This window comes from Nocardia sp. NPDC127606, assembly GCF_042671725.1.
Lineage (GTDB): Bacteria > Actinomycetota > Actinomycetes > Mycobacteriales > Mycobacteriaceae > Nocardia.
Map to the genome: position 1 here is coordinate 904713 of NZ_JBHXWQ010000002.1, position 25564 is coordinate 930276.

Sequence of the window (25564 nt, forward strand, 5' to 3'; positions counted from 1 at the left end):
TGTCATCGCCTGATCAGTCCGTTTAACGTCTTCGCGGTGCGGCCATCCGGGGCTGCCTGTGAGGAGAAACTTGATGAAGCGAGTACTGGCCAGCGTGGGCATCTTCGCCGCTGTCACGGCGGCATCGGCCGGAATGGCAACGGCCGAGAGCGATCTCGCACCCCAGCGCTCCGATGTCGGGCTGGTCGCCGAGGCGTCCCCGGGATCGAGCGACCTGGTCGGCAACCTGCTGCGCGCACTGTCGACCGGTTCCGCCGCGGAATGCGACGGCGTCATGCTCGATGTGTGCGTGCCCCTTCCCACCCAACCGGCGAACGGGACGCAGATCGCGGACAGCGGCTCCGCCACGGGATCGGTTCAGAATGTGGACATCCAGATCTGGCGCCTGATCGGCTGGCTGGGCAACGGGTCGTCGGCGCCGTGCACCGGCATGTGCTTCCCGCTGTAGGGATCGTTCAGCGGTAGCGACCGGCGAGGTCGTCGCCGAGCAGGACGAAAACGTCGGTGATCTGGTCGATCAGTTCCTCGCGGGTGAGATCGAGGTCGCCCGCGAGCCAGGTCGTGAGGGTCTGGGTCAGGCCGCCGACCAGGTAGATCGCCCGGAAGTCGACCAGGTTCTGTGGGACGTCGCCGCCGTAGAAGCCGGTGCCCTCGGCGGCGACCAGCCGGGCGAACGCCCGGACCGTCCTGGCGGTGCGGGCGCGAAGCTCCGGGGTGGCCATCCCGGCGATCAGCGCGGCCCTGGCCTTGCGCGGGTCGTCGGTGAGCACCGAGATGCCCGCGTCGATCGCGGCGTGGGCCTGGACGCGGCTGTCGGCGGGCGCGGTGGCCAGTGCGGTCGCGATCGCCGCGGTGAGTTCGTCGGCGATGCGGTCGAGCAGGGCTTCCAGGACGTCGTCGCGCTTGTCGAAACTCTCGTAGTAGTAGCGCTCGTTCAGGCCCGCGCGCGCACAGAGGCCGGCGACGGTGAGCTTGGCATCGGCGGCGACCAGGTCGAGCGCCGCGTCCAACAGCGCGGTCCGCCGCTGGGACTGTCGCTCCTGCGCCGAAACGCCACCGTATGTCCGTTGTGCTGCCACAGCGTCCATTGTGCGTGTTGCCGTCCTCTCGCGGTGTTTTGGTAGAGACTCTTGCCAGAATATCAATTCTGGGGGATTCTATTGCCAGATGCACTCGACGAGGAGGCGCAACATGGCCACACGGCAGGGCGAACCCGGATATTTCGCCGACGATTCGATGATCCGGCGGGTGATGAGCAAGCGTGCGGTCGGTCTGACCTACGGCGTGCGAGCGCTGGTGATCGGCGCGGTGCATCCGCTGCTGTTCGTCGGCACCAGCGAACACACCGCGCATCGGGAAACCCCCTACACCCGCCTGGCCATCACCGGAGCCCTGTTCGAAGCGGTGTTCCTCGGCAGCAAGGCCGAGGCCGATCGCGCGCTCGCCTTCACCCGGCGCAAGCACGACGCGGTGGTCGGCGCCCTGCCCGAAGACGCGGGCGCCCACCATCCGGCCGGCACCGCCTACGCGGCCCACGATCCGCACCTGATGTTCATGACCATGGCCTTCACCTTCGATTCGGCCGAGGTGATGTACGACCGCCTGGTCCGCGAACTCACGGCCACCGAGCGCGAAGACCTCTACCAGGACTATGTCCGCTGGGGCGAACTGTTCGGCATGCCGCGCGCGGCCGCACCCGCCGACTACCCGGCCTTCCGCCGCTACTTCGACAGCTATCTGAACTCGACCGAACTGTTCCTCACCGACGAGGCCGAACTGGTCGGCTCCTATCTCGCGGGCCACCGCAAGGCGTACCGGCTGCGCCCACCGGCCGAACAGGTCGGTACCGCGCTGTATCTGCTGGTCCAGGGCAGTCTTCCGCCGCGGATCCGGCAGATGTACGGCATCGAGTGGGGGATCTCCGACGAACTGGCGCACCGCGCGCTGTGCCGCAGCATCCGCACCGCCCATGTCGCCCCGCCGCTGGCGCCCCGGGTACTGGCGGGCACGCTCGCCGGGCCGAGCGCCCCGTCCTATCAGCTACTCGCCCGTCGCGAACAGCGCATGGTCAAGACGGGCCACCCGAGCATGCCCGGTGTCGATCCACGCAACTGGGTGCAGCGAAATTCCGCTTGAGCGCCATGGAAAGATCGGGGGCATGTCCAGTCCTGCCCCGGCCGAGACGGCCGAACGTAAGCAGCGGGTGCTGTCGGGCATCCAGCCCACCAGCGACTCCTTCCACCTCGGCAACTACCTGGGTGCGCTGCAGTACTGGGTGACGATGCAGGACGAGTACGACGCGCTGTACTTCATTCCGGATATGCACGCGATCACCGTCAGCCAGGATCCCAAGGCGCTGCGGGCGCGCACCAAGTCCGCCGCCGCCCAGCTGCTCGCACTCGGCATCGACCCCGCCAAGTCCACGCTGTTCGTGCAGAGTCAGGTGCCCGAGCACGCCGAGCTGTCGTGGGTGCTGAGCTGCATCACCGGTTTCGGTGAAGCGGGCCGGATGACCCAGTTCAAGGACAAGTCGGTCAAGCAGGGCGCCGAGAACGCGACCGTCGGCCTGTTCACCTACCCGGTGCTGATGGCCGCCGACATCCTGCTCTACCGCCCGCACCAGGTGCCGGTCGGCGAGGATCAGCGACAGCACCTCGAGTTGACGCGGAACCTGGCCCAGCGCTTCAACACTCGCTACAAGAAGACCTTCGTCGTGCCGGAACCGCACATCGTCAAGGGCACCGCGAAGATCTTCGATCTGCAGGACCCGACCTCGAAGATGAGCAAGTCGGCCTCCAGCGACGCCGGGCTGATCAACCTGCTCGACGACCCGAAGGTCACCGCCAAGCGGGTGCGTTCGGCGGTCACCGACACCGGACGCGAGATCCGCTACGACCCGGAGAACAAGGCGGGCGTGAGCAACCTGCTGGTGATCCTGAGCTCGCTGCGCGAAACCCCGATCGTCGACCTCGAGGTGAATTTCGAGGGTAAGGGCTACGGTGATCTCAAGGCCGAGGTGGCCGACGCGCTGGTCGAATTCGTGACACCCGTGCAGAAGAAGGTGCAGGAATACCTGTCCGATCAGGCAGAACTGGACCGGATTCTGGCCGCGGGTGCCGAGCGGGCGCGTGAGATCGCAGGCAACACACTTGCTCAGGTGTACGACCGGGTTGGCTTCCTCGCTCGCTGACCCGTTGCGCACCTGAGGTTTTCGCTGAAGGGGCGCGTGTCATGCAGTTGATCGACAACATCTCGACAGCCGTCGAGAAGCAGATCGGGCGCAGGCCCTGGCTGGATCATCTGGTCAGGGCCGGTGGGCGGTTCCAGAGCCAGCGCGGTGACTTCTTCGCGGCGGGCATCACGTATTTCACTGTGCTGTCGCTGTTTCCGCTGCTGATGGTGGCGTTCTCGGTGGCCGGTTTCGTTCTGGCCGGACACCCCGACCTGCTGACCGAGTTGCAGGACAAGGTCGTCGAGAAGATTCCCAGCTCCTTCGGCACCCAGATCAACGACCTCATCGAACAGGCGATCAATTCCCGCGGCACGGTCGGCGTCATCGGCTTGCTGGTCGGGCTCTATACCGGGCTCGGCTGGATCGCCAACCTGCGGGCCGCGCTCACCGAGCAGTGGGCCAGTCACAGCCCCGACAAGCCGTGGTGGCTGGCCAAACTGTCGGATATCGGTGCGTTGATCGGTCTCGGCTTTGCCTTCGTGGTGTCGCTCGGTTTGTCGGCGGTCTCGGCGAGCGGGTTGGGCAAGGGGGTGCTCGAGCTGCTGGGGGCGGATCATCTACCCGGGGCGGGTCTGGTGTTGCGGCTGGTTTCGATCGCGCTCGGATTGCTCGCGTCGTGGGCGGTGTTCGCGTGGATGATCGCGCGGCTGCCGCGCGAGCCGGTGTCGTTGCGCAGCGCGGCGCGGGCGGCGGTGCTGGCGGCGGTGGCCTTCGAGATCTTCAAGATCATCGCTGCGATCTATCTGCGGGCGGTGCTGTCCAGCCCGGTGGGGGCGACGTTCGGGTCGATCATCGGCCTGATGGTGTTCAGCTACATGTCCTATCGGATCCTGCTGTTCGCGACGGCGTGGGCGGCGACGTCGTCGGACAACGAGCGTGCTGCCACGGTCGCGCCGCCGGACGCGGTGGTCATCCGGCCTCGGGTGGTCGAGCACGGGATGTCGACCGGCGCCGGCGCCGCTTACTTCGGGGCGGGAGCTGTGGCGGCGCTCGCCTTGATGCTGGCCGGTAAACGGCGGTAGCGCCCGGTTTTCGGTGTCAGCGCCTGCGCCGGAAAGCCCTGCGCGCCCAGAGCAGCAGCACGAGGATCAGCACCGGGCCGCCGATCAGGGTGGCGATGCGGGCGCCCTGGTGTGCCGGTCGGACCGGGTCGGCCTGGGTACCGTCGGCGCGCGGTGGGGGTGAGGCCAGCGGAACGCTGGGTTGTACTGCCTCGCTGCCTGATTCGGGCAGCTTGCCGATCCTGGCGTCGGTGTCGAGGGCGAAACCGTAGTCCAGCAGCCGCGCGGCCTGCTCCCAGGGTCGGATCGGGCGCACGTCGGCCTTGAGCAGGGTGACGACCAGGCGGTGGCCGTCGCGTTCGGCGGCGGCGACGAAGGTTTGACGGGCGTCGTCGGTGAAACCGGTCTTGCCGCCGATCGCGCCCGCGTAGTTGTAGAGCAGCTGGTTGTCGTTGGCGATCGGGAAGCCGGGGTGGTCCTTGTCGTCGGGGATCTTGGGGTCGGCGGGGAAGCCGGGGAAGTCCACCTGCTCGGTGTGGATCAGTTCGGCGAACAGGGGGATGTTCATCGCCTCGCGGAACAGCACCGACAGGTCGTAGGCCGAGGTGCTCATGCCGGGGCCGTCGAGGCCGGACGGCGTCGCCGCGCGAGTGTCCAACGCGCGCAACGACTTCGCCACCTCGTTCATCTTCGCCACGGCCGCCTTGTCGCCGCCGAGCTGGGTGGCGATGGCGTGCGCGGCGTCGTTGCCCGAGCACATGATCAGGGCCTGCATGAGCTGGCGGTTGGTGTAGCGGCCGCCGGGTCCGATGCCGACCCGGGTGCCGTCGACATCGGCGTCGGCCTGGGTGCCGACGACGATCTTGTCCAGATCCAGGCTGCGCAGCGCGACGATGGCCAGGGCGACCTTGATGGTGCTGGCGGGGCGGTAGCGGCCGTGCGGATCCTTGGCGGCGAGCACGCGACCGGTGTCGAGGTCGGAGACCATCCACGCGGTCGCCGAGATCTCGGCGGGCACCGGGGGCGCGCCGTCGGGCACGATCACGCCGCAGTCGCTCATCCGCTGACCGCCGACGGCGGGGGAGGGGACGGGGAGCTGGGTCGGTGTCGGTTCGCCGGGCGCAGGCACCTCCGAGGTGTCGATCGGCGCGGGCGGCTGCGTCTTCTGGGGGCAGTCGTCGGTGTTCGGCGTGGTGAACGGGGGTGTGGTGGTCGTGCTCGAACCGCCGACCGGTGGCCCGTCGGTGGCGGGGACGGCGAAGGCGGGAGCGACTGCGAGAGCGGTGACGGTGACGGCAGCGCCGAGAAGGTATGCGGCGCGCAGGCCGACTTCACGAATCCTCATCGCCTCGCAGCCTAGTAGTCGCTGCCGTGGCGCGTTCGCCGGTCCAGGAGCTGACCGGCCGGACGCGAACAAGGTATTGACATGAACTAGCAAATGGGAGTTACTATCAAAAAGTAGTAGCTATCATTTTGGAGGAGATATGCGGACGGAAGATACCCGCCGCTGGCTCGCGCTCGGCGCGCTTGCCGTGGCGATGCTCACCATCGGACTCGACGTCACCGTGCTCACGGTCGCCATCCCGACGCTCGCGGTGGACCTGGATGCGAATACCGCTGCGCTGCAATGGTTCAGCAGCGCCTACACGCTGGCTCTGGCCGCGCTGATGCTGCCCGCGGGCGCGCTCGGCGACCGGTACGGACGCAAGAAGGTGCTGCTGGCCGCGCTGGTGCTGTTCGGCGTGGCCTCGGTGGGCTGCGCGTTCGCCGCGTCCGCCGGCCAGCTGATCGTGGCGCGGGTGGTGCTCGGCGTCGCCGCCGCCGCGCTGGTGCCGCTGTCGATGTCGGTGCTGCCGGTGCTGTTCACCGACCCCGCCGAACGGCAACGCGCGCTGACGATCTGGGTCACCTCGACCGCCATCGGACTACCGCTCGGCCCGATCCTCGGCGGCTGGCTGCTGCAGCACTTCTGGTGGGGATCGGTGTTCCTGATCAATGTGCCGCTGGTCGTCATCGGCGCGCTGGCCGTCGCCACCCTGGTACCGGAATCGCGCAGTGACAGCATCTTTCGCGTCGATCTGCTCGGCGCGCTGCTCTCGGCGGCAGGCATGCTCGGGCTGACCTATGGGTTCATCCGGATCGGCGAACGCGGCTGGGGCGACCTGCTCGGCTGGCTCGTCGTCGCGGCCGGAGTGGCGACGCTGGCCCTGTTCCTGTGGTGGCAGCGCCGCACCGAGCATCCGCTGATCGACCTCGCACTGTTCGCCGCGCCCGGCTTCCGGTGGGGTACCGCGATCTCGATCCTGGTCAGCTTCGCCATGTTCGGCATGTTCTTCACCGTCCCGCAGTACTTCCAGGCCGTGCTCGGTGTCGACGCGCTCGGCAGCGGACTGCGGCTGCTGCCGTTGATCGGTGGACTCGTGATCGGCAGCAGACTGGTCGACGTGGCGCTGCCCCGGCTCGGCGTACGGGTGGTGATCACGGCCGGGCTGCTCGTGCTCGCGGGTGGCCTCGGACTCGGCGCGTTCACCACGGTCGAGAGCGGTTACTGGCTCACCGCGCTGTGGACGACGGTGCTCGGTGCCGGGATGGGCCTGGTGATGCCCGCCGCGGTCGGCTTGGCCATGGGTGAACTGACCGCCGAACGTTCGGGCTCGGGTTCGGCACTGCTGCAAGCACTTCGGCAGGCGGGCGGCACCATCGGCGTCGCGGTGCTCGGCACCGTGCTGGCCACCCGCTACCGGGCCGAGCTCGGCGCGCTCGACCGCGCGCCGATCTCCGACGGTGTCAACGCGGGCGCCGCTCTCGCGCGCGAGGCCGGTGATCCGGCGATGCTGGCGCAGGTGCAGCAGGCCTTCGTGGCGGGCATGGACACCATGCTCGGGCTGTGCGCGGCGGTGTGTCTGCTCGCCGGACTGGTGACCGCGCTGTGGCTGCGGCGACCGACGGCACCGGTTACCGCCTCGGATGCGGCAGAATCGATACATGTCGGTTGAGATGTCGCTACGCGAGCGGAAGAAGGAGCGGACCCGCCGAACCATCAGGGTCGAGGCGTTCCGGCTGTTCCGGGAACAGGGCTACACCGAGACCACGGTGGAGCAGATCGCGGCGGCGGCCGAGGTCTCGCCCAGCACCTTCTTCCGCTACTTCCCGACCAAGGAACAGCTGGTCATCGCCGACGACCAGGACCCGGTGATGATCGAGGAGCTGGCCACGCTCCCGCGCGGCCTGAATCCGATCACCGCCATCCGCACCGCGACCGCGGCGGTGTTCGGCAGGATGTCGCCCGCCGACCTCGCCTTCGAGCAGGAACGGCAGGCGCTGCTGTTCCACGTGCCGGAACTACGCTCGGCGATCGGTTTGGAATTTCTGCGCAGTATCGAACTCGCTGCCCAGATGCTGGCCGACTACACGGGTCGGTCCGCGGACGATTTCGATGTGCGGGTAGCCGCGGGCGCGATGATCGGCTCCATGCTCGCCATCGCGCCCGCCACTCCGATGAATGTCACCAACGTCAGTGCCGCCCTGACATTCCTGCAGGCGGGCCTGCCGTTCGACGATCAGGCCTGATTACTCCGACTTGCCGTGCTGCACCGGGCAGCCGTGCGCCAGCGGGCCGAGCAGCTTGTTGTTGTCATAGAAGTGCTCCAGCTCGAGAATGCGCAGATCCTCGCTGACGCGCGCGATGGTCACACCGAACATCTCGATCTGCTCACCGGTGGGCTGGTGGCCCTTGTACTCGCCCTCGAACTTGCCCCAGTGCCGCCAGCGGAAGCTCACCGACGGCGGGCCCGACAGCACTTCCTGGACCTCCCAGAAGAACCCGCCGGGGAAGGCGGTGTGGAAGATGTGGTGCGAGGAATCGAAGGTCTCGTTCTCGGCGTCGTAGTACGGGTTGTCGCCGATCAGGATGTTGTAGCTGCCGATACGAGCGAACTCCTCGGCGTCCTGCCACGTCCCGCCGTTGACCCGGCCGCGGTACTGATCGGCCACCACCGACAGCCATGTCGCGGGGTCGGCCTTGTGCGAGACCTCCATCTCGAAGACCTTCACCAGGTCCTCGACGATCGCCTCGAGTGAACCGGGCGCGTGCTCGACGCTGCGCTCGCGCGGGATCACCTCGTGGCTCAGTTCGTAGTCGGGAACGTTGCCGCGCCATTCCTCCGGCGCCGCGGCGGCGATCACGGCTTCCCGGCCCTGCAGCCACAGGGGCGCCTCCGGTTCCGGGTTCTGCTCGGCCTGCGTATCTGTCGCGTCCACAGTCATTTTCGGTCTACCCGACCCTTTCAAAAAGCTCGAAGAACGGGTCGAAGGTAACAGTCGCGCATCGGTCGCGCGTGTCGGGTCTCAACAAGTGAGAAACACAAAAAGTTGAACTGTGTTCTGTAACAAGGTTTTCGGAGATAGCTATGAGACAGCCTGGGTGGGGTGACCGAGCCTGGCCGGTGTTTCGTCATCCATGGTCGCGAAGAATTCGCCGAGCACGCCGACGATCTGATCCACCGAATCCGCGCAGAACAGCACCGGCTGGTAATGGGTGATGTCGTAGGCGATGGTGCCCATCTCCGCGACATCGAGCGGACGTAACCGCGCGTGCCGGAATTCGTCGATCTCGCCATAGGACGACAGCAGTCCGGCGCCATAGCAACGGATTTCGTCGTTCTCTCTGACCACGCCGAACTCGAGTGAGAACCAGAAGACATCGGCGAGGAATTTCAGCGCGCTGTCGGTCTCCAGCCGCGCCACCGCGGCGCCGACCGTCTCGTACAGCACCGAGAACCGTGGGCTGGCGATCTGGTTGGCGTGGCCGATGATCTCGTGGATCGCGTCGGGTTCCGGGGTGTACAGCGGGGCGGAATGGTGGCGGATGTACTGGGTGGAGTGGAAGGTGCGCCCGGCGAACGAACCGAAGAACTCGCGCAGCGGAACGAGGCCGGCGGCGGGCGCGTACCGAAAACCGGTGAGGGGGGTGAGCAGCCGTGACACCTCGTCGAGCTGCGGGATGTGATCACGCGGGAGGGCGAGATTGTCGGCTGCCTCCCTGACCTCACGGCAGGCGTAGATCTCGTGCTTGCGGGCCAGCTCCGCCGAGGCGATCCGCCATACCCGCTGCTCGTCGTCGGTGTAGTCGATGTGGGGTACGGGGGCGCCGGGGGAGTAGTCGAGTGCGAGCGCGGCGATGGCGTTGCGGCGCGCGCGGTAGTGCTCGTCGTGCACGCCGGGGTGGTCATCGCTCAGATGCACCGTCACATCGCCGTCACGCTCGCGCGTCACCGGCGAGTAGAGCTGGGCCTCGGTGAACATGACTCCAGGCAAGCACCGCATTCCCGTCGCGACAACAACCACGCCGACAACTACGCAAACTGCACAGTTGCAGGGTTGGTCACCGTCGGATTCCGGCGGTGAACTGTGTTTTCTGTGTGCTTGCTGTCCGATGCCCACCGTCGCTGTGCGGACTTGCGAACGCGTGGTTTCGGTAACGACGCGGTGAATTAGCCGACGAGCCGAGCGGCCATCACGCAAGATTGCGATCGTAGAAGAGGAGGATGCGTGCGCAACCTGCGAATAGATCTCGATCAGCGCCTGCTGGCCGCTGCCGCCGACATTATGGGCACCGCCGACAGCAATGCCACCGTCAACGAGGCGCTGCGCCGCATCGTGGTGCACGAACGCCAGCTTCGCAATTTGGAACGGCTGATGGCCGATTCGGTCTTCAGCGCGGAGCCCACCTAGCGGGTGGATCCGGGTTCGGGTTTCGTCACCGTTGTGGTGGCCGAGGGGTAGTCCGGACTTGTCGGTACCCCCTGCGATCATCGACAGTCAGTCACCGATCCGCAGGGGGAAACGATGTCGGTTCCGATCGCGAGTTTGCCTGTCGCCCAACGCCCGCGCGAGCGGCTGCTCATGCTCGGTCCGCACGCGCTCAGCGACGGCGAGCTACTGGCGCTGCTGCTCGGTCAGGGGACTCGCGGCCGATCCGCGTTGGAGGTCGCCGCCCAATTGATCTGCGACTACGGCGGATTGGCCGCACTCTCCGCCGCCCGCCCCGAAGAACTGGCCGCCCGCGCGGGCATCGGCCCGGCCAGAGCCGCCACGGTCGTCGCGGCTTTCCACCTCGGCACCCGCTCACGCACGCCCACCGATTCGCTACCTCAGCTCACCACCCCCGAAGACATCGCGGCAGTGGCGATCCCGCTCTTCGCGGGCGCCCGCGTAGAGCGGCTTCTCGTGCTCGTCTGCGACACTCAGAACCGTCTGCGCCACCGCGCTTTCGTCGCCGAAGGCGCCATCGACCACGTAGCCGTCCCCGTCCGGGAAATCCTCAATACCGTCCTGCGCCACGACGGCCGAGCCTTCGCCGTGGTCCACAACCACCCCTCCGGCGACCCGGCCCCCAGCCCCGACGACCGCCGAGCCAGCACCCTGCTCCACCAAGCCGCCCGCACGGTCGGCCTGCGCTACCTCGACCACATCGTGGTCGCGGGCGAAACCTGGTCCACCGCACCGCCTTTCCCTTGAGCGGTGCGCTCAGCCGGCGAAACCGGTGGTGCGAGCCAGATCCGCGAGCATGGCGTCGAACATGATCTCCGGGTCGGCCAAGGGGATCGGGTAGTTGCCGAACACCTCGAGAGTGACGTGGCCGAACAGCCGGGCCCAGATCTGCACCATCAGGTACGTCACGCCCAGGTCCAGCTTCTCGGCGGGGAACTTCTGTCCCGACTCCGAGAGCATGGCGAGCAGTTCGGTCTGGAAGCCGATGAGGTCCTCGCGCAGCGCGGCCGGGATGGTCTCGCCCGGTGGGGTGGCGATCTCGAAGTTGGCCAGCAGCCCGCCCGCCGCGGCGAGGAAGATCCGGCCGAAGGGTTCGTCGAAGCGGCGCATCATCGACCGCCCCGAGGTGGGCGAGGCGAACACCAGGGTGAATTCCCTGGGATTCGCCAGCGCCCAGTGCCGGAAGCCCCGGCAGATGGCCAGGAACTGCACCGCGCCGTCGTCGGGCAGCGGCTCGATCTCGGTCGAGAGGAACTCGGCCAGATCGGCGCAGAACTCCACCCGCATCCGCTCGATCAGTTCGTCGCGCGACGAATAGTGCCGGTACAGCGCGGGCGCGGTGACGCCGAGTTCGCGCGCGATCGCCCGCAGGGTGACCGAATCGGGGCCTTGCTCGGCCAGCAACGCCCGCGTGACCCGCCGGATATCGGCATCGGTCACGACAGGCGCACGGCCACGCGCCTTGCCCGTCAAGCGGCCACCCCTTCGATCCTGTGTCGGTTCAAGCGTATTCGACTTCCCACCGCTTGATGCCGTTCAGCCAGCCGCTGCGCAGCCGCACCGGATCGGAGACCTGGCGCAGGTTCGGCATCGCGTCGGCAATGGCATTGAACATCAGATCGATCTCCAGGCGGGCCAGATTCGCGCCGACACAGTAGTGCGTTCCGGTGCCGCCGAAGCCGACGTGCGGGTTGGGATCGCGCAGGACGTCGAACCGGAACGGGTCGGCGAAGGCGCCCTCGTCGAAATTGGCCGAGCTGTAGAACAATCCGATCCGCTGGCCCTTCTTGATCTGCTGCCCGCCCAGTTCCAGGTCGCGCGTCGCGGTGCGCTGGAACGCGGTCACCGGCGTCGCCCAGCGCACGATCTCGTCGGGCGCGGTGCGCGGACGCTGCTCCTTGTACAGCTCCCACTGATCGGGGTTGTCCACGAAGGCCTTCATGCCGTGGGTGATCGAATTGCGGGTGGTCTCGTTGCCCGCCACCGCGAGCAGGATGACGAAGAACGCGAACTCGTCCGAACCGAGGTGCTCACCGTCGACGTCGGCGTTGACCAGCTGGGTGACGATGTCGGAGGCCGGACAGCCGCGGCGCTGTTCGGCCATGTTCCAGGCGTAGCCCATCACCTCGGCGGTCGCGGTGTGGTGGTTGCCCTCGAATTCCGGATCGTCGTAGGAGATCATCTGGTTGGTCCAGTCGAACAGCTTCATGCGGTCCTCCTGCGGCACGCCGATCAGCTCGGCGATGGCCTGCAGCGGCAGCTCGCACGCGATCTGCTCGACGAAGTCGCCGCGACCGGACTTCTTGGCCTCCCACACGATCTTCTCGGCCCGCTCGGTGAGCGCGGCCCGCAGGTTCTCCACCGCGCGCGGGGTGAATCCCTTCGACACGATGCGCCGGATCTTGGTGTGCTGCGGCGGATCCAGGTTCAGCATGAGCATGTTGCCGAGCATGTCGATCTGCTCGCGCGTGGTCTCCTCGTTGAACCGGATGATCGCCGTGTTCTCGTGCGAGGAGAAGTCCTCCGGATTCTTCGAGATCTCCTTGATGTCGGCCAGTTTGGACACCACCCAGTACCCGCCGTCGTCGAACCCGCTGGCGCGGTCGGGCTGCGCGCACCACCAGACCGGCGCGGTGCGCCGCAACTGCGCGAACTCCTCGATCGGCAAGCGGCTGGCGAGGAGATCGGGATCGGTGAAATCGAATCCCGCGGGGATGTTTGTGCTGGTCACGGCAGCCTCCTTCGATCCGGTGCGCGGATGTCGCACCGTGATGTGGAACACGTTCTCCACGATGAAACCACGTCGACGCTGTTTATGAACAGTGTTTAGTAATACCCGTTCACAAACTGGGTCGATGGGCTCGGGACGCGTGAGCCGGGCCCGGGATCTCCCGATTCGCCGACCACCACCGGCCGTCCTGGGCAAGATGGCGGCGTGGACCTGCCGTTTCTGCGTGCGAACCCGCACCTGCTGCCGACGTTCCTCGCTCATCAGCGGCTGCGGACGACGCCTGTCGCGGGTGGATCGATCAGCGTCGCCGAGCGGATCGCGCTCGACGATGGGACGCATCTGTTCCTGAAGACCTGGCCCGGCGGGGTGTCCGCCGCCCCGACCGCCGAGCCCGCGCCCGCTCCGCCCGGGCTTTTCGCGGCGGAAGCGCACGGGCTTCGCTGGCTGCGGGAGGCGGGTGGGGTCGCGGTCCCGGAGTTGTACGCGCAGACCGACGAACTGCTGTTGATGCAGTGGGTCGACCATGCCGAGCCCGCCGCTGCTGCCGCCGAACGATTCGGTGCGGGATTGGCGGTCACCCACGATGCGGGCGCCCCCGAATTCGGCGCTGCCACTCCGGGTTTCCTCGCGGGACTGCCCCTCGACAATGCCCCCGGCGACGACTGGTCCACTTGGTATCGCGAGCGCCGAATTCTGCCGTACCTGAAACTCGCCGTCGACACCGGCGCCCTCGACCCCGCCGACGCCACCTACCTCGAATCAATCCACATCGAAGCCCCCGCCGAACCCCCCGCCCGAATCCACGGCGACCTCTGGCCCGGCAATATCCTCTGGGGCCCATCCGACACCCCCTGGCTGATCGACCCCGCCGCCCACGGCGGCCACCGCGAAACCGACCTGGCCACCCTGTCCCTCTTCGGCGGCGCCCCCTACCTCCCCCGAATCATCGCCGCCTACAACGAAGTCCACCCCCTGGCCCCCGACTGGCAAACCCGCATCCCCCTCCACCAACTCCACCTCCTCCTGGCCCACGCCGTCCTCTTCGGCCGCTCCTACCGAACCGCCGTCCTGGACGCCGCGGCCCACTACCTCTAGTTCATGCGAGGAAAGGCCGAGGCCGCCACCATCGTTCGACGGTGACGGCCTCGGGTGGATCGGAATTCAGACCGTCAACGGTTCCCGTCGCCGCATCACGGGCAGGACATGAGGTGCCGAACGGGTCGCCCACACGGCGAACCCGATGTACAGGACCTGCTCCGGGATTCGCTGCCACAGGGGTGAAGCAGGCTCTCCCGCGAAGGGGATGTCGTTGAGCGCGGCGTAGATGTTGGCGGGCAACAGCAGCAGGAACAGTGGAACCAGGGCCCAGCCCGCGACCCAGCGGGTGCGGGTGAGAATCAGGCCGAGGGCGGCGAGAAGTTCCAGGACGCCGCTGGCCAGGACCATGAAGCCGGGAAACGGCACGAAGGGCGGGATCATGGCGACCATGTCGGCGTAGTTGGGCATCACGGTGACGCTCGCTGGCATGAAGTGCGCGGTTCCCGTCATCACCAGCATGACGGCCAGTGCGTGGGCGGCGCTGACGGACCACGAGGCGAATCGGGTCACGCCGAGCGCCCCGAGGGTGCGAAAGACGACGAGCGAGCCGACCAGAGCGACGAGGGTGATCATAAGTACTCCCAGAATGGATACTGACACTATCTACTATGGATAGTAACACTATCCACCCTGTCGTCATTCCCCACAAGTGCCGACCAACGACAAAGGCCGCCCCCACCTTTCGGTGTGGACGGCCTGTGCAGCGAGTAGGTCAGCGGGTGAAGAGCAGAGCCCGCTTGACTTCCTGGATCGCCTTGGTGACCTCGATGCCACGAGGGCACGCGTCGGTGCAGTTGAAGGTGGTGCGGCAGCGCCAGACACCTTCGACGTCGTTGAGGATGTCGAGACGCTCGCGGGCGCCTTCGTCACGGCTGTCGAAGATGAAGCGGTGGGCGTTCACGATCGCGGCCGGGCCGAAGTAGCTGCCGTCGGTCCAGTACACGGGGCACGACGTGGTGCAGCAGGCGCACAGGATGCACTTGGTGGTGTCATCGAAGCGGGCCCGGTCGGCCTGGCTCTGGATCTGTTCGCGGGTGGGCTCGTTACCCGAGGTCATCAGGTAGGGCTTCACGGCGCGGAACGCGTCGAAGAACGGCTCCATGTCGACCACGAGGTCCTTCTCCACGGGCAGGCCGCGGATCGGCTCGACGGTCATGGTGAGGGTCTTGTCGCCCTTGGGCAGCATGTCCTTCATCAGCACCTTGCAGGCCAGCCGGTTCACACCGTTGATCCGCATGGCATCGGAGCCACACACACCGTGGGCGCACGAGCGCCGGAAGGTGAGGGTGCCGTCCAGGTAGGACTTGATGTAGATGAGCACGTTGAGGAAGCGGTCGGTCGGCAGGACCGGCACCTGGAACGTGTCCCAGTGCGCGCCCTTGTCGTCCTCGGTGCTGAACCGGGCGATCTTGACGGTGACCATGACCGAGCCCTCGGGGACCGGCGCCGGCTTCTGCTTGGTGGGTTCGATAACAGCAGTCATCAGTACTTACGCTCCATCGGCTCGTAGCGGGTCTGCACCACCGGCTTGAAGTCGAGGCGGATCTCGGAGATGAGCTCCGGGCCCTCCTTGTACGCCATCGTGTGCCGCATGAAGTTCACGTCGTCGCGGTCCGGGTAGTCCTCGCGGGCGTGGCCGCCACGCGATTCCTTGCGGTTGAGCGCGCCGACGACGGTGACCTCGGCCAGCTCGAGCAGGAAGCCCAGCTCGACGGCCTCGAGCAGGTCGCTGTTGTAGCGCTTGCCCTTGTCCTGCACCGTGATCCGGGTGTAGCGCTCCTTGAGCGTGTGGATGTCGGTGAGGACCTTCTTGAGGGTTTCCTCGGTGCGGAACACGCCCGCGTTCGCATCCATCGTGGCCTGCAGCTCGGTGCGGATGTCGGCCACGCGCTCGTTGCCGTGGTCGGACAGGATCAGCGCGAGCCAGTCCATCACCATCTGCGACGGGTTCTCCGGCATCTCGACGAACTCGGTGCGGTTGGCGTACTCGGCGGCCGCGATGCCGGCGCGACGGCCGAACACGTTGATGTCGAGCAGCGAGTTGGTGCCGAGACGGTTCGCGCCGTGCACCGACACGCACGCGCACTCACCGGCGGCGTAGAGGCCGGGGACCACGTCGGTGTTGTTGCGCAGGACCTCGCCACGGATGCGGGTGGGGATACCGCCCATCACGTAGTGGCAGGTCGGCATGACCGGCACGAGCTCCGAAACCGGGTCGACGCCGAGGTAGGTGCGCGCGAACTCGGTGATGTCGGGCAGCTTCTCCTCGAGCACGTCGGCGCCGAGGTGGGTCACGTCGATGTAGACGTAGTCCTTGTTCGGGCCGGCGCCACGGCCCTCGGCCACCTCGAGCACCATCGAGCGGGCGACGATGTCACGCGGCGCGAGGTCCTTGATGGTGGGGGCGTAGCGCTCCATGAAGCGCTCACCGGAGGCGTTGCGCAGGATGCCGCCCTCACCACGCACAGCCTCGGAGATGAGGATGCCCAGGCCGGCGAGGCCTGTCGGGTGGAACTGGTGGAACTCCATGTCCTCGAGCGGCAGGCCCTTGCGGAACACGATCGCCATGCCGTCACCGGTCAGCGTGTGCGCGTTCGAGGTGGTCTTGTACATGCGGCCCGAGCCGCCGGTGGCGAACACGATCGACTTCGCGTGGAAGATGTGGATGTCGCCGGTCGAGAGCTCGTAGGCGACGACGCCGGTGGCGACGGGGCCACGATCGGACTCGGTCATCACCAGGTCGAGCACGTAGAACTCGTTGTAGAACTCGACGTCGTGCTTGACGCAGTTCTGGTAGAGCGTCTGCAGGATCATGTGACCGGTGCGGTCGGCGGCATAACACGCGCGACGCACGGGCGCCTTGCCGTGGTCACGGGTGTGGCCACCGAAACGACGCTGGTCGATCTTGCCTTCGGGCGTGCGGTTGAACGGCAGGCCCATCTTCTCCAGGTCCATGACCGCGTCGATGGCCTCTTTGGCCATGATCTCCGCGGCGTCCTGGTCGACGAGGTAGTCGCCACCCTTGACGGTGTCGAAGGTGTGCCATTCCCAGTTGTCTTCTTCGACGTTGGCCAGCGCGGCGCACATGCCACCCTGGGCCGCGCCGGTGTGGCTACGGGTCGGGTACAGCTTGGTCAGGACCGCGGTGCGAGCGCGCGGGCCGGCCTCGATCGCCGCGCGCATGCCCGCGCCACCGGCGCCGACGATGACCACGTCGTAGCGATGCTCCTGAATCGGACGGGATTCACTCATGCGAGGTGGCCTGTTCCTAACCTGTGATGTTGGGGTCGAAGGTGAAGATGACGTACGTGCCGACGGCGACGACCAGGATCATCGACAGCACGAGGATGACCTTCAGCCAGAACCGGGTGGAGTCCTTGCGCGAGTAGTCATCGATGATGACGCGCAGACCGTTGCCGCCGTGCAGCTGAGCCAGCCACAGCATGGACAGATCCCAGAACTGCCAGAACGGGCTGGACCAGCGACCGGCCACGAACGCGAAGTTCAGGCGATTCACGCCGCCATCGATCATCAGCATGATGAACATGTGGCCGAGCACGAGGACGATCAGGAACAGGCCCGAGATGCGCATGAACAGCCATGCGTACTTCTCGAAGTTGCCGTTGGACTTGCCACGCGGCGAACGCGGGGAGTCGAGGCTGGCCGGGCGATCGTAGGACTTGCCGAGGACAGGTGCAGACATATCAGTGCTCCGTCAGCAGGTAGAAGAACTGGCGGCCGACGCCCGCGGCGGAGACCAGAACCCAGATGGTGAGGACGACCCACAGCATCTGCTTCTGGAATCGCGGACCCTGGGACCAGAAGTCGACCAGGATGACCCGGACACCGTTGAGGGCGTGGAACAGGACGGCGACGACGAGACCCATCTCCATCAACGCCACGACGGGGTTCTTGTAGAGCTCGATCGCGTGGTCGTAGGTATCCGGGTTGACCCGGACGAGTGCCGTGTCCAACACATGCGCGAAGAGGAAGAAGAACAGCGTGACACCGGTGATCCGGTGCAGCGCCCACGACCACATGCCAGGGTCGCCGCGGTACAGCGTCTTCCGCTTCGGCTGGGCCGGAGCCGGAGCTTCTATCGTGGTCATAGAGTGCGGTGCCTCCAACGTCGTTGATGGACCCGGTCACAGATCCGACGCCGGCATGCGTGGAGAGGCAAATGCCCAGGTGGCTGCGCTGTATTCTCGAGCGCTGGCCCGCCGCCGGGAACCTGAACCGATCTTCGGTGAACTCTAATCCCCTCTGTTTCGCGGAACTAATTCGGCGTGCCGTGCGTTGCGCGTAAAACAGGCGAGTTAGGTTTACCTTTCTCGATGCCGGATACTGGTGTTCCGGCCCCTGTTTCCCGGTGTTCGGCGGGATCGGCTGGAGGTTCTCGGTGCCCGAAATTGACTGGAATACGTTGCATGACATGGCAATTCGGGCAATGGGGTCGGCATACGCCCCGTACTCGGGTTTCCCCGTCGGCGCCGCTGCTCTCAGCGCGGATGGCCGAATTGTGAGCGGATGCAATGTGGAAAATGTCTCATATGGGCTAACCCTGTGTGCCGAATGCGTACTCGTCGGTAACTTATTTGCGTCGGGTGGCGGCCGTCTCATCGCCGTCTCCGTGACCGATTCTCGCGGCGAAATCCTGATGCCGTGTGGGCGCTGTCGTCAGCTGCTGTTCGAACACGGCGGGGGCGAACTGCTGGTGGACCACGCCGACGGCCCGAAGCCACTGTCGGAGCTGCTGCCCTACGCCTTCGGGCCGGATGATCTGGCGGCCGGACAGCAGTAGTCGGATCGCAGTGCCAGACTTGGGCCATGACGGCACTGGATGCGGTTTCGATCATTACCGGTAAGCGCGACGGCGCAGAGCTGTCCGACGCACAGATCGACTGGGTGGTGGACGCGTTCACCCGGGGGATCGTGGCCGACGAGCAGATGTCGGCGCTGGCCATGGCGATCGTGTGGCGGGGGATGACCCGGCGCGAGACCGCGCGGTGGACAGCGGCGATGATCGGGTCGGGTAGCCGGATGGACTTCACCGACCTGCCGCGGCCGACTGTCGACAAGCATTCGACCGGTGGGGTCGGCGACAAGATCACCCTCCCGTTGGCTCCACTGGTGGCCGCGTGTGGGGCCGCGGTGCCGCAGTTGTCCGGGCGAGGGCTCGGGCACACCGGTGGGACGCTGGACAAGCTCGAGTCGATCCCCGGGTGGCAGGCCGACGTGACCGTGCCGCGGATGCGGGAAATCCTGGCCGACCCGGCGATCGGCGCGGTGATCTGCGCGGCGGGTGCTGATCTGGCGCCTGCCGACAAGCGGCTCTACGCGCTGCGGGATGTGACGGGGACGGTCGAGTCGATTCCGCTGATCGCGAGTTCGATCATGAGCAAGAAGATCGCCGAGGGGACGGCGGCGCTGGTTCTCGATGTGAAGGTCGGGTCGGGGGCGTTCTTGAAGACCCTCGACGGCGCTCGCGAACTCGCCACAGCGATGGTCGAACTCGGGCGCGACGCGGGGGTGAACACGGTCGCTTTGCTGACCGCGATGGATACTCCGCTCGGGCGGACTGCGGGCAATGCGCTGGAAGTGGCCGAGTCGGTGGAGGTTCTCGCTGGTGGGGGGCCTGCGGATGTGGTCGAGCTGACTTTGACGCTGGCTCGGGAGATGGTCGCGCAAGCCGGGCTGCACATCGATCCCGCCGATGTGCTCGCCGACGGTCGGGCCATGGACCACTGGCGCACGATGATTCAGGCGCAGGGTGGGGATCCGGATGCCGCGCTGGCTGTTGCTCGGCACAGCGAGATCGTGCGGGCGGAATCGAGTGGGGTGCTGACCCGGCTCGATGCGATGGGGGTGGGGGTTGCCGCTTGGCGGCTCGGTGCCGGGCGTGCTCGGCAGGGGGAGAGCGTGCAGGCGGGGGCTGGGATAGAGATGCATGCCAAGCCGGGGGATTCGGTGGTGGTGGGGCAGCCGTTGTTGACGCTGCGTACGGATACGCCGGATGCGTTTGCTGGGGCCTTGGCGGCCCTCGAGGGGGCTGTGGCGATCGAGTCCGCGCCTGATGGGAAGCCGGGAGAGTTGGTGCTCGGGCGGATCGGGTGACCGGAGTTCGGCAGTCCAGGACGGTCTTGTTGAGGAGGGGGACGGGCTGGGTGCACGGAGTGTGGAGTGCGGGTGGCCCGCGCTAGTCCTGAGCGGGGCGGGTAATCAACGAGACGGTTGCCACGTGGGAACTTCGCTGCCGGGATCGGCGCGGGCGGCTACCGTCTTTACATGACTGGACCGGCGCCCCTTGACCTTGCTTCGATCCGACGCGCACCGAAGGCCTTGCTGCATGATCACCTCGATGGTGGTCTGCGGCCCTCGACGGTGCTAGAGCTGGCCGCTGATTGCGGTTATGACGAATTACCCGCTTCCGATGCCGAGAGTTTGGGGGCGTGGTTTCGCGACGCCGCCGACAGCGGATCGCTCGAGCGATATCTGGAGACGTTCGCGCACACGGTCGCGGTGATGCAGACCCCGGAGGGTCTGCGCAGGGTGGCGCGGGAGTGCGCGATCGATCTCGCCGCCGACGGGGTCGTGTACGCGGAGGTGCGGTTCGCGCCCGAGCAGCATCTGGAGAAGGGCCTCACGCTCGACGAGGTGGTCGAGCACACGCTCGCCGGATTCCGTGAGGGCGAGGCGATCGCGGCCGAGCAGGGCAACGTCGTTCGGGTGACGTGCCTGCTCACGGCGATGCGGCATGCGGCGAGGTCGCGGGAGATCGCGGAGTTGACCGTGCGGTTCCGGGATGCCGGGGTGGGCGGGTTCGACATCGCGGGCGCCGAGGCGGGTTTCCCTCCCACCCGGCACCTGGACGCGTTCGAGTATCTGCGAGCCAATCACGCGCACTTCACGATTCACGCGGGTGAGGCGTTCGGCCTGCCGTCGATTCACGAGGCGCTCGCCTTCTGCGGCTGCGATCGGCTGGGCCACGGAGTGCGCATCACCGACGACATCAGCGTCCCGGGCGACATCGAAGACGCGCAGCTCGGGCTGGTCGCGAACTACGTGCGCGATATGCGGGTGCCGCTGGAACTGTGTCCCTCGTCGAACGTGCAGACCGGTGCGGTGCCCTCGCTGGACAAGCATCCGTTCGACCTGCTGGCCCGCCTGCGCTTCCGGGTCACCGTCAACACCGACAACCGCCTGATGAGCGACACCTCCATGAGCGAGGAGATGCTCAAACTGGTCGACACCTTCGGCTACGGCTGGAGCGACCTGGAACGCTTCACCATCAACGCCATGAAATCGGCCTTCATCCCGTTCCCGGACCGGCTGAAGATCATCGACGAAGTGATCAAGCCGGGTTACGCGGTACTGCTCGGCTAGGCTGTCCCGCCTCTCCGCGACTTCTAGCCAGACTCAAGTGCGTTACCGGTAGCGACGCGGCTACCGGTAACGCTGGGGGTCGGGTTCGCTCGTCCCCGATGAGTTACCCATGTCCTCACTGCCGACTGAGGGACCTCTTATTCGCTGACGAGTCGCGCTTCGAACGCACGCTGCAGGTCGCGGAACTGCTGGGCCTCCGACGCGTACGGCGGGTTCGGCGCCATCCGGTTCGGATCCGGGTTGAGCAGGTACGAGACGTACCAGCCGAGCGGGTTCGACTGTGCGAGAGCCGTTTCCACGCTGTCGTCATCGGCGTAGTCGGCCGCGTCGCTGAACAGTTCGACCGCGAGATCGAGCTGTTCGATATCGACCGCCTCGGGGCCCTCGGCCAGATCGTCGACCAAGCCGGTGAGCACGTAGACGTTCTCGTCGGTCACCTCGACCTCGAGCGAACCGTCCACCGCCGCGGTCTGCACCTCGGCGTAGGTCGACACCCGCGACAGCTCGTGCTCGTGATCGTCGGCCAGGTAGCGGGCCAGTGCGCGCTCGGAACCGAAGACGGTGATGGTGCGGCCGTCACCGAGGAAGATCGGCTCGTCGTCGAGGTAGCAGCGCAGGGTGAACTGCTCGCCGTCGGAGGTGACGATCTTGACGGGGTCGATGCCGACCTCGTCCCAGAAGGACTCCTCTTCGTCCTCGTCGGAGGCGGTGAGGTCGACGTTCTCGAACTCTTCCTCCTCCTCGGCCGCGTCGTCGGCGTCGACCTCGTTCTCCTCGGCCGCCAGCAGCTCCGCCTCGGCGACGGCCACCGCGGCCGCGTCGACATCGGGGGTGCTGACGACGCTGTCGATCGCGTCGAGCACGTCGTCCCAGCCCTTGACGATCGCGGCACCGACCTGGTCCCACAGCTCTTCACCGTCGCGGCCGACGAATGTGCTCGCCCCGCTGGCCAAGGCACCGAGCACCGGGTTGTTCCCGAAGAACTTGGTCACCACGTCGAGCTCGCACACCTCGGCGATATTGCGCACCATCGCCAGGGTGTCCTCGAGCTCGCCGACGACGTCGACGTCCGGCTCGCCCGCCGCCAGTTCCGGCACGGAGACCAGATCGAAGCTGAAATTCTCCTCCGGCTCCAGCTCAGCGGCCGAAAGACCGGCGATGACCGCCCAGGACGGGTGGTCGACGAGGTCGTTGTCGGAGTTGGTGCGGATGAACGCCGCCAGCTCCGCAACGGACTCGAATCCGTAGAGGTCGTCCTCGTGACCGAGGAACGCCTCCCACTCGTCGTCACCGTCGCGCCAGCGCGGTGCCCACAGGGTGACGAGATCGCCATCGGTCAGACCGAGCTCGATCGGGACGATGTCTCCAGAAGCCATGACGCGAAGCCTAGCTAGCTCGAGCGCCGGGCACTATCCGGCCCGGGTGCTAATTGCCCGTCGGGCTGTGCAGTCGGACCGACGAGCGATTCGTTCAGTGTCGCAATGATGTTGGAACGTGCCTCACCGGCGGTCTCGGTGGCCTGTTTGCAGGCCGACAGGATGAGCGCGGCGGCCTCGGTGGGCGCCAGCGTGGTGATGGCTTCGTCCAGCGTCAGGGCGACGAGGGCGCCGTCGCTGTTCACCTCGGCGGTGACCAGCCCGTCCTCGGTGGTGAACCGCCCGTTGACCTGCTTCAACCCGTACAGCGCGGCCTCGAGCGCCTCGAGTTTTCCGGTGACGCCCGCGACCAGGGCATCCATTTCCGCACTCACAGTGGCCTCATCCAACTCGTCTGACCGGTGTCGGCGTCGTCGATGCGATCGAGCTCGTCGACCGCCTGACGCCGGGTGGGCAGGTTCATCTTGTCGAGCAGTTCGTCGGGGATCTGCGCTTGCTCGCTGTAGACCTCGCGCAGGCGTGCGGCGGCGGCGATGGTCGAGCGCCGGGTCAGGCGCAGGATCTCGTCGGCCAGCGCCTGGGCGCCGAACTGGTATTCGCTGCGTTCGAACTTGAGCGCGATCGGCAGACCCATGCTGGTCGCGCGGACCGAGATCGTGCCGGACCGGTTACTGCTGACCGCGGACTCCACATTGGGGACCTCGGGAATCGGCGTGCCGCTCATTCGGTAGGCCTGTAGAAGCCGTAGAACTCCATGCCACTGTTCTCCGTTCGGATGGAACTGATCGAAACCGGATCGCCCGCCTCGACGAGCTGCCCGTTGCCGACGACCATGGCGACATGGCCGTCCCACACGGCCAGATCGCCCGGCATCAGGTCACCGGGGGATACCTGAGGATTGCCGATGTGCTGTTCCTGCGCCAACCGTGGCAGTTCGACCCCGGCCTCGCCGTAGGCGTACTTGGTGAGCCCACTGCAGTCGATGCCCGATTGGGGGTCGTTGCCACCCCACACGTACGGGGTGCCGACCGCGCCGATGGCCGAGCGGACCGCGGTCGCGGCCTTCTCGTTGGGCGCCTCGACGGTGCTGCCGTCGGGCAGGGTGATCTTGACTCCGGTGCCGGACCCGGTCGACGAACCGGCCGATGACCCCGTCGATCCGCCCGTTCCCGTGCCCGCGCCCGTGCCGCCGGTGGTGGTCGACTTCGAGCTGCTGCTGTTGCTGCCACCCATCGCCGTCGACAGACCGGAGCCCATGGCACTGAGCACCGTGCTGCCGGTGCTCGCCGCGGTCGAGAGCAGACCGGAACTCGACGCCGAGGACACGAGGTTGCTCGCGCCGGACGAGACGCTCGCCAGCGATGTGCTCGACGGCGCGGGGGTGAGTTCCTGGATCGCGGCGGTCTGGGTGCTCATTTCGTCCTGCACCCGGCCGACGACGCCCATGCCCTGACCGATGTGGTCGATCGCCGAGCTCACCACGGCGGTCAGGCCGGCCGGGGTGCCCAGGGTGGGGCTGAGCGCGGACACCTGCGACAGGAACGAGTTGACGATGCCGTCGAGCTCTTTCTGCCCGGTCTCCACATAGGCCGCGGCCTGGTCGACGACGGTCGCCATCTCGGCGCCGTTGTCGCTCAGGGTGGCCGAGGAGGTCTGCACGCGCAACGCCTTGGAGGTGGCCGCGTCGACGGCCTGGCCGTCCCACGCGGTGTTCACGTTGTTGATGCTGTTGCGACCCTGTTGATAGATCTGGTCGAGGTTGGTCGAGGTCGAGCGCAAGCCGTCGGACGCGCCGCCGGTGCCGAGTACGCCGGTGCCGAAGCTCGACAGCAGATCGAGGAGGGGCTGAGCCAGCCCGGTGAGGTCGATCATGCGTCGGTACCGAGATCGCCCGCGGTCGCGGTGATCCCGGCCGCGTTGTTCAGATCGGTCTCGACCAGGGTGGTCGCGGCGCTGGCGGTGGCCAGCCCCATGCTCCCCATGACCGCCGACAGCTGGGCGATCGACGCCACGTGACCGGCGTGCGCGGCGGAGTAGGCGGCGGTGAAATCGCCGCCGATGAGACCCATGATGGGGCCGAGCAGGGAGGGGTCGGAGGCAGCCGAACCAGCCGCCGCCGTGGCCAGTTCCGTGGCCATCACCTCAGCAGCTGCGCTGTACGCGACGATGCCTTCGGCATCGGCCGACATTTTTTTCGTCATCGAACTTCCCCCAATCCTCGAGTTCCCGGGCAGAGTACGTCACTCAGTATCTTGGACGCACCGACTCCGCATTCGGTTCCCTACTGCCGCGAAAATTTCCCCAGCGGTCGTAGGCGCGAAGCGCCAAGCGACCCTATCGTCTTTTCATGCGCACCGACACCGTCGACCATCCACTCGCCGCGGCCCTGCTCAGCACCATGCGGGACGCCCGGACCGACAACGCCACTTTCCGCAATGCTCTGGCCGATCTCACCGGCATCCTCATGTACGAGGCGCTGCGCGACGCGCCAGTGGTGCGCGAGCCCATCGACACGCCGGTCGCGGTCACCGACGGCGTCCGTTTGGCGGCGCCCCCGCTGCTGGTACCGGTGCTGCGCGCCGGGCTCGGCATGGTCTACGCCGCAGCCGAACTCGTGCCCGAAGCCCGCGTCGGCTTCGTGGGCATCGCCCGCGACGAGCAGACACACGAGCCGGTGCCCTACCTCGAGTCACTGCCCGCCGACCTCACCGGCCTGCCCGTCTTCGTCCTCGACCCGATGCTGGCGACCGGCGGTTCCATGCGCCACACGATCGAACTCCTCGTCGCCCGTGGCGCGACCGACATCACCGCCATCTGCGTCGTCTCGGCCCCCGAAGGCGTTGCCGCCCTCGCGGCCTCGGGCCTCCCGGTCCGCCTGATCACCGCCGCCATCGACGAGAAACTCAACGAGAACGCCTACATCGTCCCCGGCCTCGGCGACGCGGGCGACCGCCAGTTCGGCCCCCGCTGA

General features: G+C 67.0%; 29 protein-coding genes. 14 read left to right on the plus strand and 15 right to left on the minus strand.

Annotation, left to right across the window (positions count from 1 at the left end; all coding sequences use genetic code 11):
• The first annotated feature begins 73 nt into the window (after window positions 1-73).
• Complete coding sequence (locus ACFVJ5_RS14810) at window positions 74-448, plus strand: hypothetical protein (protein WP_379220429.1); 375 nt, start codon at window positions 74-76, stop codon at window positions 446-448.
• 7 nt (window positions 449-455) lie between these two features.
• Here the strand turns inward: ACFVJ5_RS14810 and ACFVJ5_RS14815 are convergent, their stop codons facing one another.
• The gene (locus ACFVJ5_RS14815; protein ID WP_379220430.1) at window positions 456-1088 is read right to left on the minus strand and encodes a TetR/AcrR family transcriptional regulator; all 633 of its coding nucleotides are present in this window, start codon (window positions 1086-1088) and stop codon (window positions 456-458) included.
• 103 nt (window positions 1089-1191) lie between these two features.
• On the opposite strand from ACFVJ5_RS14815, the gene ACFVJ5_RS14820 reads away from it, so the two are divergent.
• From ACFVJ5_RS14820 to yhjD, 3 genes are read left to right on the plus strand one after another with little or no spacing between them, the layout of a single operon-like run.
• Window positions 1192-2136 (plus strand): oxygenase MpaB family protein, encoded by a 945-nt coding sequence (locus ACFVJ5_RS14820; RefSeq protein WP_379220431.1) that lies wholly within the window; start codon window positions 1192-1194, stop codon window positions 2134-2136.
• A 22-nt stretch (window positions 2137-2158) separates the two neighbouring features.
• On the plus strand, window positions 2159-3190 hold the full coding sequence (gene trpS, locus ACFVJ5_RS14825) for a tryptophan--tRNA ligase (protein WP_378635465.1): 1032 nt from the start codon (window positions 2159-2161) through the stop codon (window positions 3188-3190).
• Window positions 3191-3231: 41 nt separating this feature from the next.
• Window positions 3232-4254, plus strand: a complete 1023-nt coding sequence (gene yhjD / locus ACFVJ5_RS14830) for an inner membrane protein YhjD (RefSeq protein ID WP_379220432.1) — start codon at window positions 3232-3234, stop codon at window positions 4252-4254.
• A gap of 16 nt (window positions 4255-4270) precedes the next feature.
• Here the strand turns inward: yhjD and ACFVJ5_RS14835 are convergent, their stop codons facing one another.
• Window positions 4271-5578 carry a D-alanyl-D-alanine carboxypeptidase family protein gene (locus ACFVJ5_RS14835; protein WP_379220433.1) on the minus strand — a complete coding sequence of 436 codons (1308 nt, stop codon included), beginning with the start codon at window positions 5576-5578 and terminating at the stop codon, window positions 4271-4273.
• A 139-nt stretch (window positions 5579-5717) separates the two neighbouring features.
• Between ACFVJ5_RS14835 and ACFVJ5_RS14840 the strand changes: the two genes are divergently transcribed.
• Window positions 5718-7229 (plus strand): DHA2 family efflux MFS transporter permease subunit, encoded by a 1512-nt coding sequence (locus tag ACFVJ5_RS14840; RefSeq protein WP_379220434.1) that lies wholly within the window; start codon window positions 5718-5720, stop codon window positions 7227-7229.
• Window positions 7219-7803: a TetR family transcriptional regulator gene (locus ACFVJ5_RS14845; RefSeq protein WP_379220435.1), complete on the plus strand. Its 585-nt coding sequence runs from the start codon at window positions 7219-7221 to the stop codon at window positions 7801-7803. Before ACFVJ5_RS14840 ends, ACFVJ5_RS14845 begins: the two co-directional genes overlap by 11 nt.
• Here the strand turns inward: ACFVJ5_RS14845 and ACFVJ5_RS14850 are convergent, their stop codons facing one another.
• The gene (locus ACFVJ5_RS14850) at window positions 7804-8499 is read right to left on the minus strand and encodes an ester cyclase (RefSeq protein ID WP_379220436.1); all 696 of its coding nucleotides are present in this window, start codon (window positions 8497-8499) and stop codon (window positions 7804-7806) included.
• A 141-nt stretch (window positions 8500-8640) separates the two neighbouring features.
• Window positions 8641-9537 carry a phenylalanine 4-monooxygenase gene (locus tag ACFVJ5_RS14855; RefSeq protein WP_379220437.1) on the minus strand — a complete coding sequence of 299 codons (897 nt, stop codon included), beginning with the start codon at window positions 9535-9537 and terminating at the stop codon, window positions 8641-8643.
• A gap of 246 nt (window positions 9538-9783) precedes the next feature.
• Here ACFVJ5_RS14855 and ACFVJ5_RS14860 point away from each other — a divergent pair, with 246 nt between their 5' ends.
• Entirely contained in the window at window positions 9784-9966 is a 183-nt protein-coding gene (locus ACFVJ5_RS14860) for a type II toxin-antitoxin system VapB family antitoxin (RefSeq protein WP_378635482.1), read from the plus strand.
• A 114-nt stretch (window positions 9967-10080) separates the two neighbouring features.
• A complete protein-coding gene (locus ACFVJ5_RS14865) occupies window positions 10081-10752 on the plus strand; it encodes a RadC family protein (RefSeq protein WP_379220438.1) in 672 nt (223 codons plus the stop codon).
• A gap of 9 nt (window positions 10753-10761) precedes the next feature.
• Here ACFVJ5_RS14865 and ACFVJ5_RS14870 read toward each other — a convergent pair whose 3' ends face one another.
• Both ACFVJ5_RS14870 and ACFVJ5_RS14875 read right to left on the minus strand, forming a co-directional pair.
• A complete protein-coding gene (locus ACFVJ5_RS14870; RefSeq protein WP_379220439.1) occupies window positions 10762-11478 on the minus strand; it encodes a TetR/AcrR family transcriptional regulator in 717 nt (238 codons plus the stop codon).
• Between the two features lie 28 nt (window positions 11479-11506).
• Window positions 11507-12736, minus strand: a complete 1230-nt coding sequence (locus tag ACFVJ5_RS14875) for a cytochrome P450 (protein ID WP_379220440.1) — start codon at window positions 12734-12736, stop codon at window positions 11507-11509.
• A 204-nt stretch (window positions 12737-12940) separates the two neighbouring features.
• Between ACFVJ5_RS14875 and ACFVJ5_RS14880 the strand changes: the two genes are divergently transcribed.
• A complete protein-coding gene (locus ACFVJ5_RS14880; protein ID WP_379220441.1) occupies window positions 12941-13831 on the plus strand; it encodes a fructosamine kinase family protein in 891 nt (296 codons plus the stop codon).
• Window positions 13832-13976: 145 nt separating this feature from the next.
• Window positions 13977-14060: a CxxxxCH/CxxCH domain-containing protein gene (locus ACFVJ5_RS14885; RefSeq protein ID WP_379220653.1), complete on the plus strand. Its 84-nt coding sequence runs from the start codon at window positions 13977-13979 to the stop codon at window positions 14058-14060.
• Between the two features lie 486 nt (window positions 14061-14546).
• Here the strand turns inward: ACFVJ5_RS14885 and ACFVJ5_RS14890 are convergent, their stop codons facing one another.
• From ACFVJ5_RS14890 to sdhC, 4 genes are read right to left on the minus strand one after another with little or no spacing between them, the layout of a single operon-like run.
• Complete coding sequence (locus tag ACFVJ5_RS14890) at window positions 14547-15317, minus strand: succinate dehydrogenase iron-sulfur subunit (RefSeq protein WP_378635503.1); 771 nt, start codon at window positions 15315-15317, stop codon at window positions 14547-14549.
• Window positions 15317-17086 (minus strand): succinate dehydrogenase flavoprotein subunit, encoded by a 1770-nt coding sequence (gene sdhA / locus ACFVJ5_RS14895; RefSeq protein WP_379220442.1) that lies wholly within the window; start codon window positions 17084-17086, stop codon window positions 15317-15319. Before sdhA ends, ACFVJ5_RS14890 begins: the two co-directional genes overlap by 1 nt.
• A 16-nt stretch (window positions 17087-17102) precedes the next feature.
• Window positions 17103-17537 carry a succinate dehydrogenase hydrophobic membrane anchor subunit gene (locus ACFVJ5_RS14900; RefSeq protein WP_378996741.1) on the minus strand — a complete coding sequence of 145 codons (435 nt, stop codon included), beginning with the start codon at window positions 17535-17537 and terminating at the stop codon, window positions 17103-17105.
• Between the two features lies 1 nt (window position 17538).
• Window positions 17539-17943 carry a succinate dehydrogenase, cytochrome b556 subunit gene (gene sdhC / locus ACFVJ5_RS14905; RefSeq protein ID WP_379220443.1) on the minus strand — a complete coding sequence of 135 codons (405 nt, stop codon included), beginning with the start codon at window positions 17941-17943 and terminating at the stop codon, window positions 17539-17541.
• Window positions 17944-18233: 290 nt separating this feature from the next.
• On the opposite strand from sdhC, the gene ACFVJ5_RS14910 reads away from it, so the two are divergent.
• The 3 genes from ACFVJ5_RS14910 to ACFVJ5_RS14920 all read left to right on the plus strand — a co-directional run bounded on the left by ACFVJ5_RS14910 (window position 18234) and on the right by ACFVJ5_RS14920 (window position 21217).
• Window positions 18234-18635, plus strand: a complete 402-nt coding sequence (locus ACFVJ5_RS14910) for a cytidine deaminase (protein WP_379220444.1) — start codon at window positions 18234-18236, stop codon at window positions 18633-18635.
• A gap of 26 nt (window positions 18636-18661) precedes the next feature.
• Entirely contained in the window at window positions 18662-19948 is a 1287-nt protein-coding gene (locus ACFVJ5_RS14915) for a thymidine phosphorylase (protein WP_379220445.1), read from the plus strand.
• A 171-nt stretch (window positions 19949-20119) separates the two neighbouring features.
• On the plus strand, window positions 20120-21217 hold the full coding sequence (locus ACFVJ5_RS14920) for an adenosine deaminase (protein WP_378635512.1): 1098 nt from the start codon (window positions 20120-20122) through the stop codon (window positions 21215-21217).
• 137 nt (window positions 21218-21354) lie between these two features.
• Here the strand turns inward: ACFVJ5_RS14920 and ACFVJ5_RS14925 are convergent, their stop codons facing one another.
• The 5 genes from ACFVJ5_RS14925 to ACFVJ5_RS14945 are packed head-to-tail and all read right to left on the minus strand — an operon-like array spanning window position 21355 to window position 24794.
• On the minus strand, window positions 21355-22593 hold the full coding sequence (locus ACFVJ5_RS14925) for a primosomal protein (RefSeq protein ID WP_379220446.1): 1239 nt from the start codon (window positions 22591-22593) through the stop codon (window positions 21355-21357).
• A gap of 14 nt (window positions 22594-22607) precedes the next feature.
• A complete protein-coding gene (locus tag ACFVJ5_RS14930; RefSeq protein ID WP_379220447.1) occupies window positions 22608-22967 on the minus strand; it encodes a YbaB/EbfC family nucleoid-associated protein in 360 nt (119 codons plus the stop codon).
• Window positions 22964-23317, minus strand: a complete 354-nt coding sequence (locus ACFVJ5_RS14935; protein WP_067447900.1) for a hypothetical protein — start codon at window positions 23315-23317, stop codon at window positions 22964-22966. Before ACFVJ5_RS14935 ends, ACFVJ5_RS14930 begins: the two co-directional genes overlap by 4 nt.
• Window positions 23314-24465, minus strand: coding sequence for an NlpC/P60 family protein (locus tag ACFVJ5_RS14940; RefSeq protein ID WP_379220448.1), 1152 nt, complete (start codon window positions 24463-24465; stop codon window positions 23314-23316). The genes ACFVJ5_RS14935 and ACFVJ5_RS14940 overlap by 4 nt, the downstream gene beginning before the upstream one ends.
• The gene (locus ACFVJ5_RS14945; RefSeq protein WP_379220449.1) at window positions 24462-24794 is read right to left on the minus strand and encodes a hypothetical protein; all 333 of its coding nucleotides are present in this window, start codon (window positions 24792-24794) and stop codon (window positions 24462-24464) included. Before ACFVJ5_RS14945 ends, ACFVJ5_RS14940 begins: the two co-directional genes overlap by 4 nt.
• Before the next feature lie 146 nt (window positions 24795-24940).
• On the opposite strand from ACFVJ5_RS14945, the gene upp reads away from it, so the two are divergent.
• Window positions 24941-25564: a uracil phosphoribosyltransferase gene (upp, locus tag ACFVJ5_RS14950; protein ID WP_379220450.1), complete on the plus strand. Its 624-nt coding sequence runs from the start codon at window positions 24941-24943 to the stop codon at window positions 25562-25564.

Excerpts from the sequence above, each read along its gene's own strand:
- ACFVJ5_RS14810 (WP_379220429.1), top strand. The coding sequence starts at position 74 with ATGAAGCGAGTACTGGCCAGCGTGGGCATCTTCGCCGCTGTCACGGCG.
- ACFVJ5_RS14815 (WP_379220430.1), bottom strand. The coding sequence starts at position 1,088 with ATGGACGCTGTGGCAGCACAACGGACATACGGTGGCGTTTCGGCGCAG.
- ACFVJ5_RS14820 (WP_379220431.1), top strand. The coding sequence starts at position 1,192 with ATGGCCACACGGCAGGGCGAACCCGGATATTTCGCCGACGATTCGATG.
- trpS (WP_378635465.1), top strand. The coding sequence starts at position 2,159 with ATGTCCAGTCCTGCCCCGGCCGAGACGGCCGAACGTAAGCAGCGGGTG.
- yhjD (WP_379220432.1), top strand. The coding sequence starts at position 3,232 with ATGCAGTTGATCGACAACATCTCGACAGCCGTCGAGAAGCAGATCGGG.
- ACFVJ5_RS14835 (WP_379220433.1), bottom strand. The coding sequence starts at position 5,578 with ATGAGGATTCGTGAAGTCGGCCTGCGCGCCGCATACCTTCTCGGCGCT.
- ACFVJ5_RS14840 (WP_379220434.1), top strand. The coding sequence starts at position 5,718 with ATGCGGACGGAAGATACCCGCCGCTGGCTCGCGCTCGGCGCGCTTGCC.
- ACFVJ5_RS14845 (WP_379220435.1), top strand. The coding sequence starts at position 7,219 with ATGTCGGTTGAGATGTCGCTACGCGAGCGGAAGAAGGAGCGGACCCGC.
- ACFVJ5_RS14850 (WP_379220436.1), bottom strand. The coding sequence starts at position 8,499 with ATGACTGTGGACGCGACAGATACGCAGGCCGAGCAGAACCCGGAACCG.
- ACFVJ5_RS14855 (WP_379220437.1), bottom strand. The coding sequence starts at position 9,537 with ATGTTCACCGAGGCCCAGCTCTACTCGCCGGTGACGCGCGAGCGTGAC.
- ACFVJ5_RS14865 (WP_379220438.1), top strand. The coding sequence starts at position 10,081 with ATGTCGGTTCCGATCGCGAGTTTGCCTGTCGCCCAACGCCCGCGCGAG.
- ACFVJ5_RS14885 (WP_379220653.1), top strand. The coding sequence starts at position 13,977 with ATGTACAGGACCTGCTCCGGGATTCGCTGCCACAGGGGTGAAGCAGGC.
- ACFVJ5_RS14890 (WP_378635503.1), bottom strand. The coding sequence starts at position 15,317 with ATGACTGCTGTTATCGAACCCACCAAGCAGAAGCCGGCGCCGGTCCCC.
- sdhA (WP_379220442.1), bottom strand. The coding sequence starts at position 17,086 with ATGAGTGAATCCCGTCCGATTCAGGAGCATCGCTACGACGTGGTCATC.
- ACFVJ5_RS14900 (WP_378996741.1), bottom strand. The coding sequence starts at position 17,537 with ATGTCTGCACCTGTCCTCGGCAAGTCCTACGATCGCCCGGCCAGCCTC.
- sdhC (WP_379220443.1), bottom strand. The coding sequence starts at position 17,943 with ATGACCACGATAGAAGCTCCGGCTCCGGCCCAGCCGAAGCGGAAGACG.
- ACFVJ5_RS14915 (WP_379220445.1), top strand. The coding sequence starts at position 18,662 with ATGACGGCACTGGATGCGGTTTCGATCATTACCGGTAAGCGCGACGGC.
- ACFVJ5_RS14920 (WP_378635512.1), top strand. The coding sequence starts at position 20,120 with ATGACTGGACCGGCGCCCCTTGACCTTGCTTCGATCCGACGCGCACCG.
- ACFVJ5_RS14925 (WP_379220446.1), bottom strand. The coding sequence starts at position 22,593 with ATGGCTTCTGGAGACATCGTCCCGATCGAGCTCGGTCTGACCGATGGC.
- ACFVJ5_RS14935 (WP_067447900.1), bottom strand. The coding sequence starts at position 23,317 with ATGAGCGGCACGCCGATTCCCGAGGTCCCCAATGTGGAGTCCGCGGTC.
- ACFVJ5_RS14940 (WP_379220448.1), bottom strand. The coding sequence starts at position 24,465 with ATGATCGACCTCACCGGGCTGGCTCAGCCCCTCCTCGATCTGCTGTCG.
- ACFVJ5_RS14945 (WP_379220449.1), bottom strand. The coding sequence starts at position 24,794 with ATGACGAAAAAAATGTCGGCCGATGCCGAAGGCATCGTCGCGTACAGC.
- upp (WP_379220450.1), top strand. The coding sequence starts at position 24,941 with ATGCGCACCGACACCGTCGACCATCCACTCGCCGCGGCCCTGCTCAGC.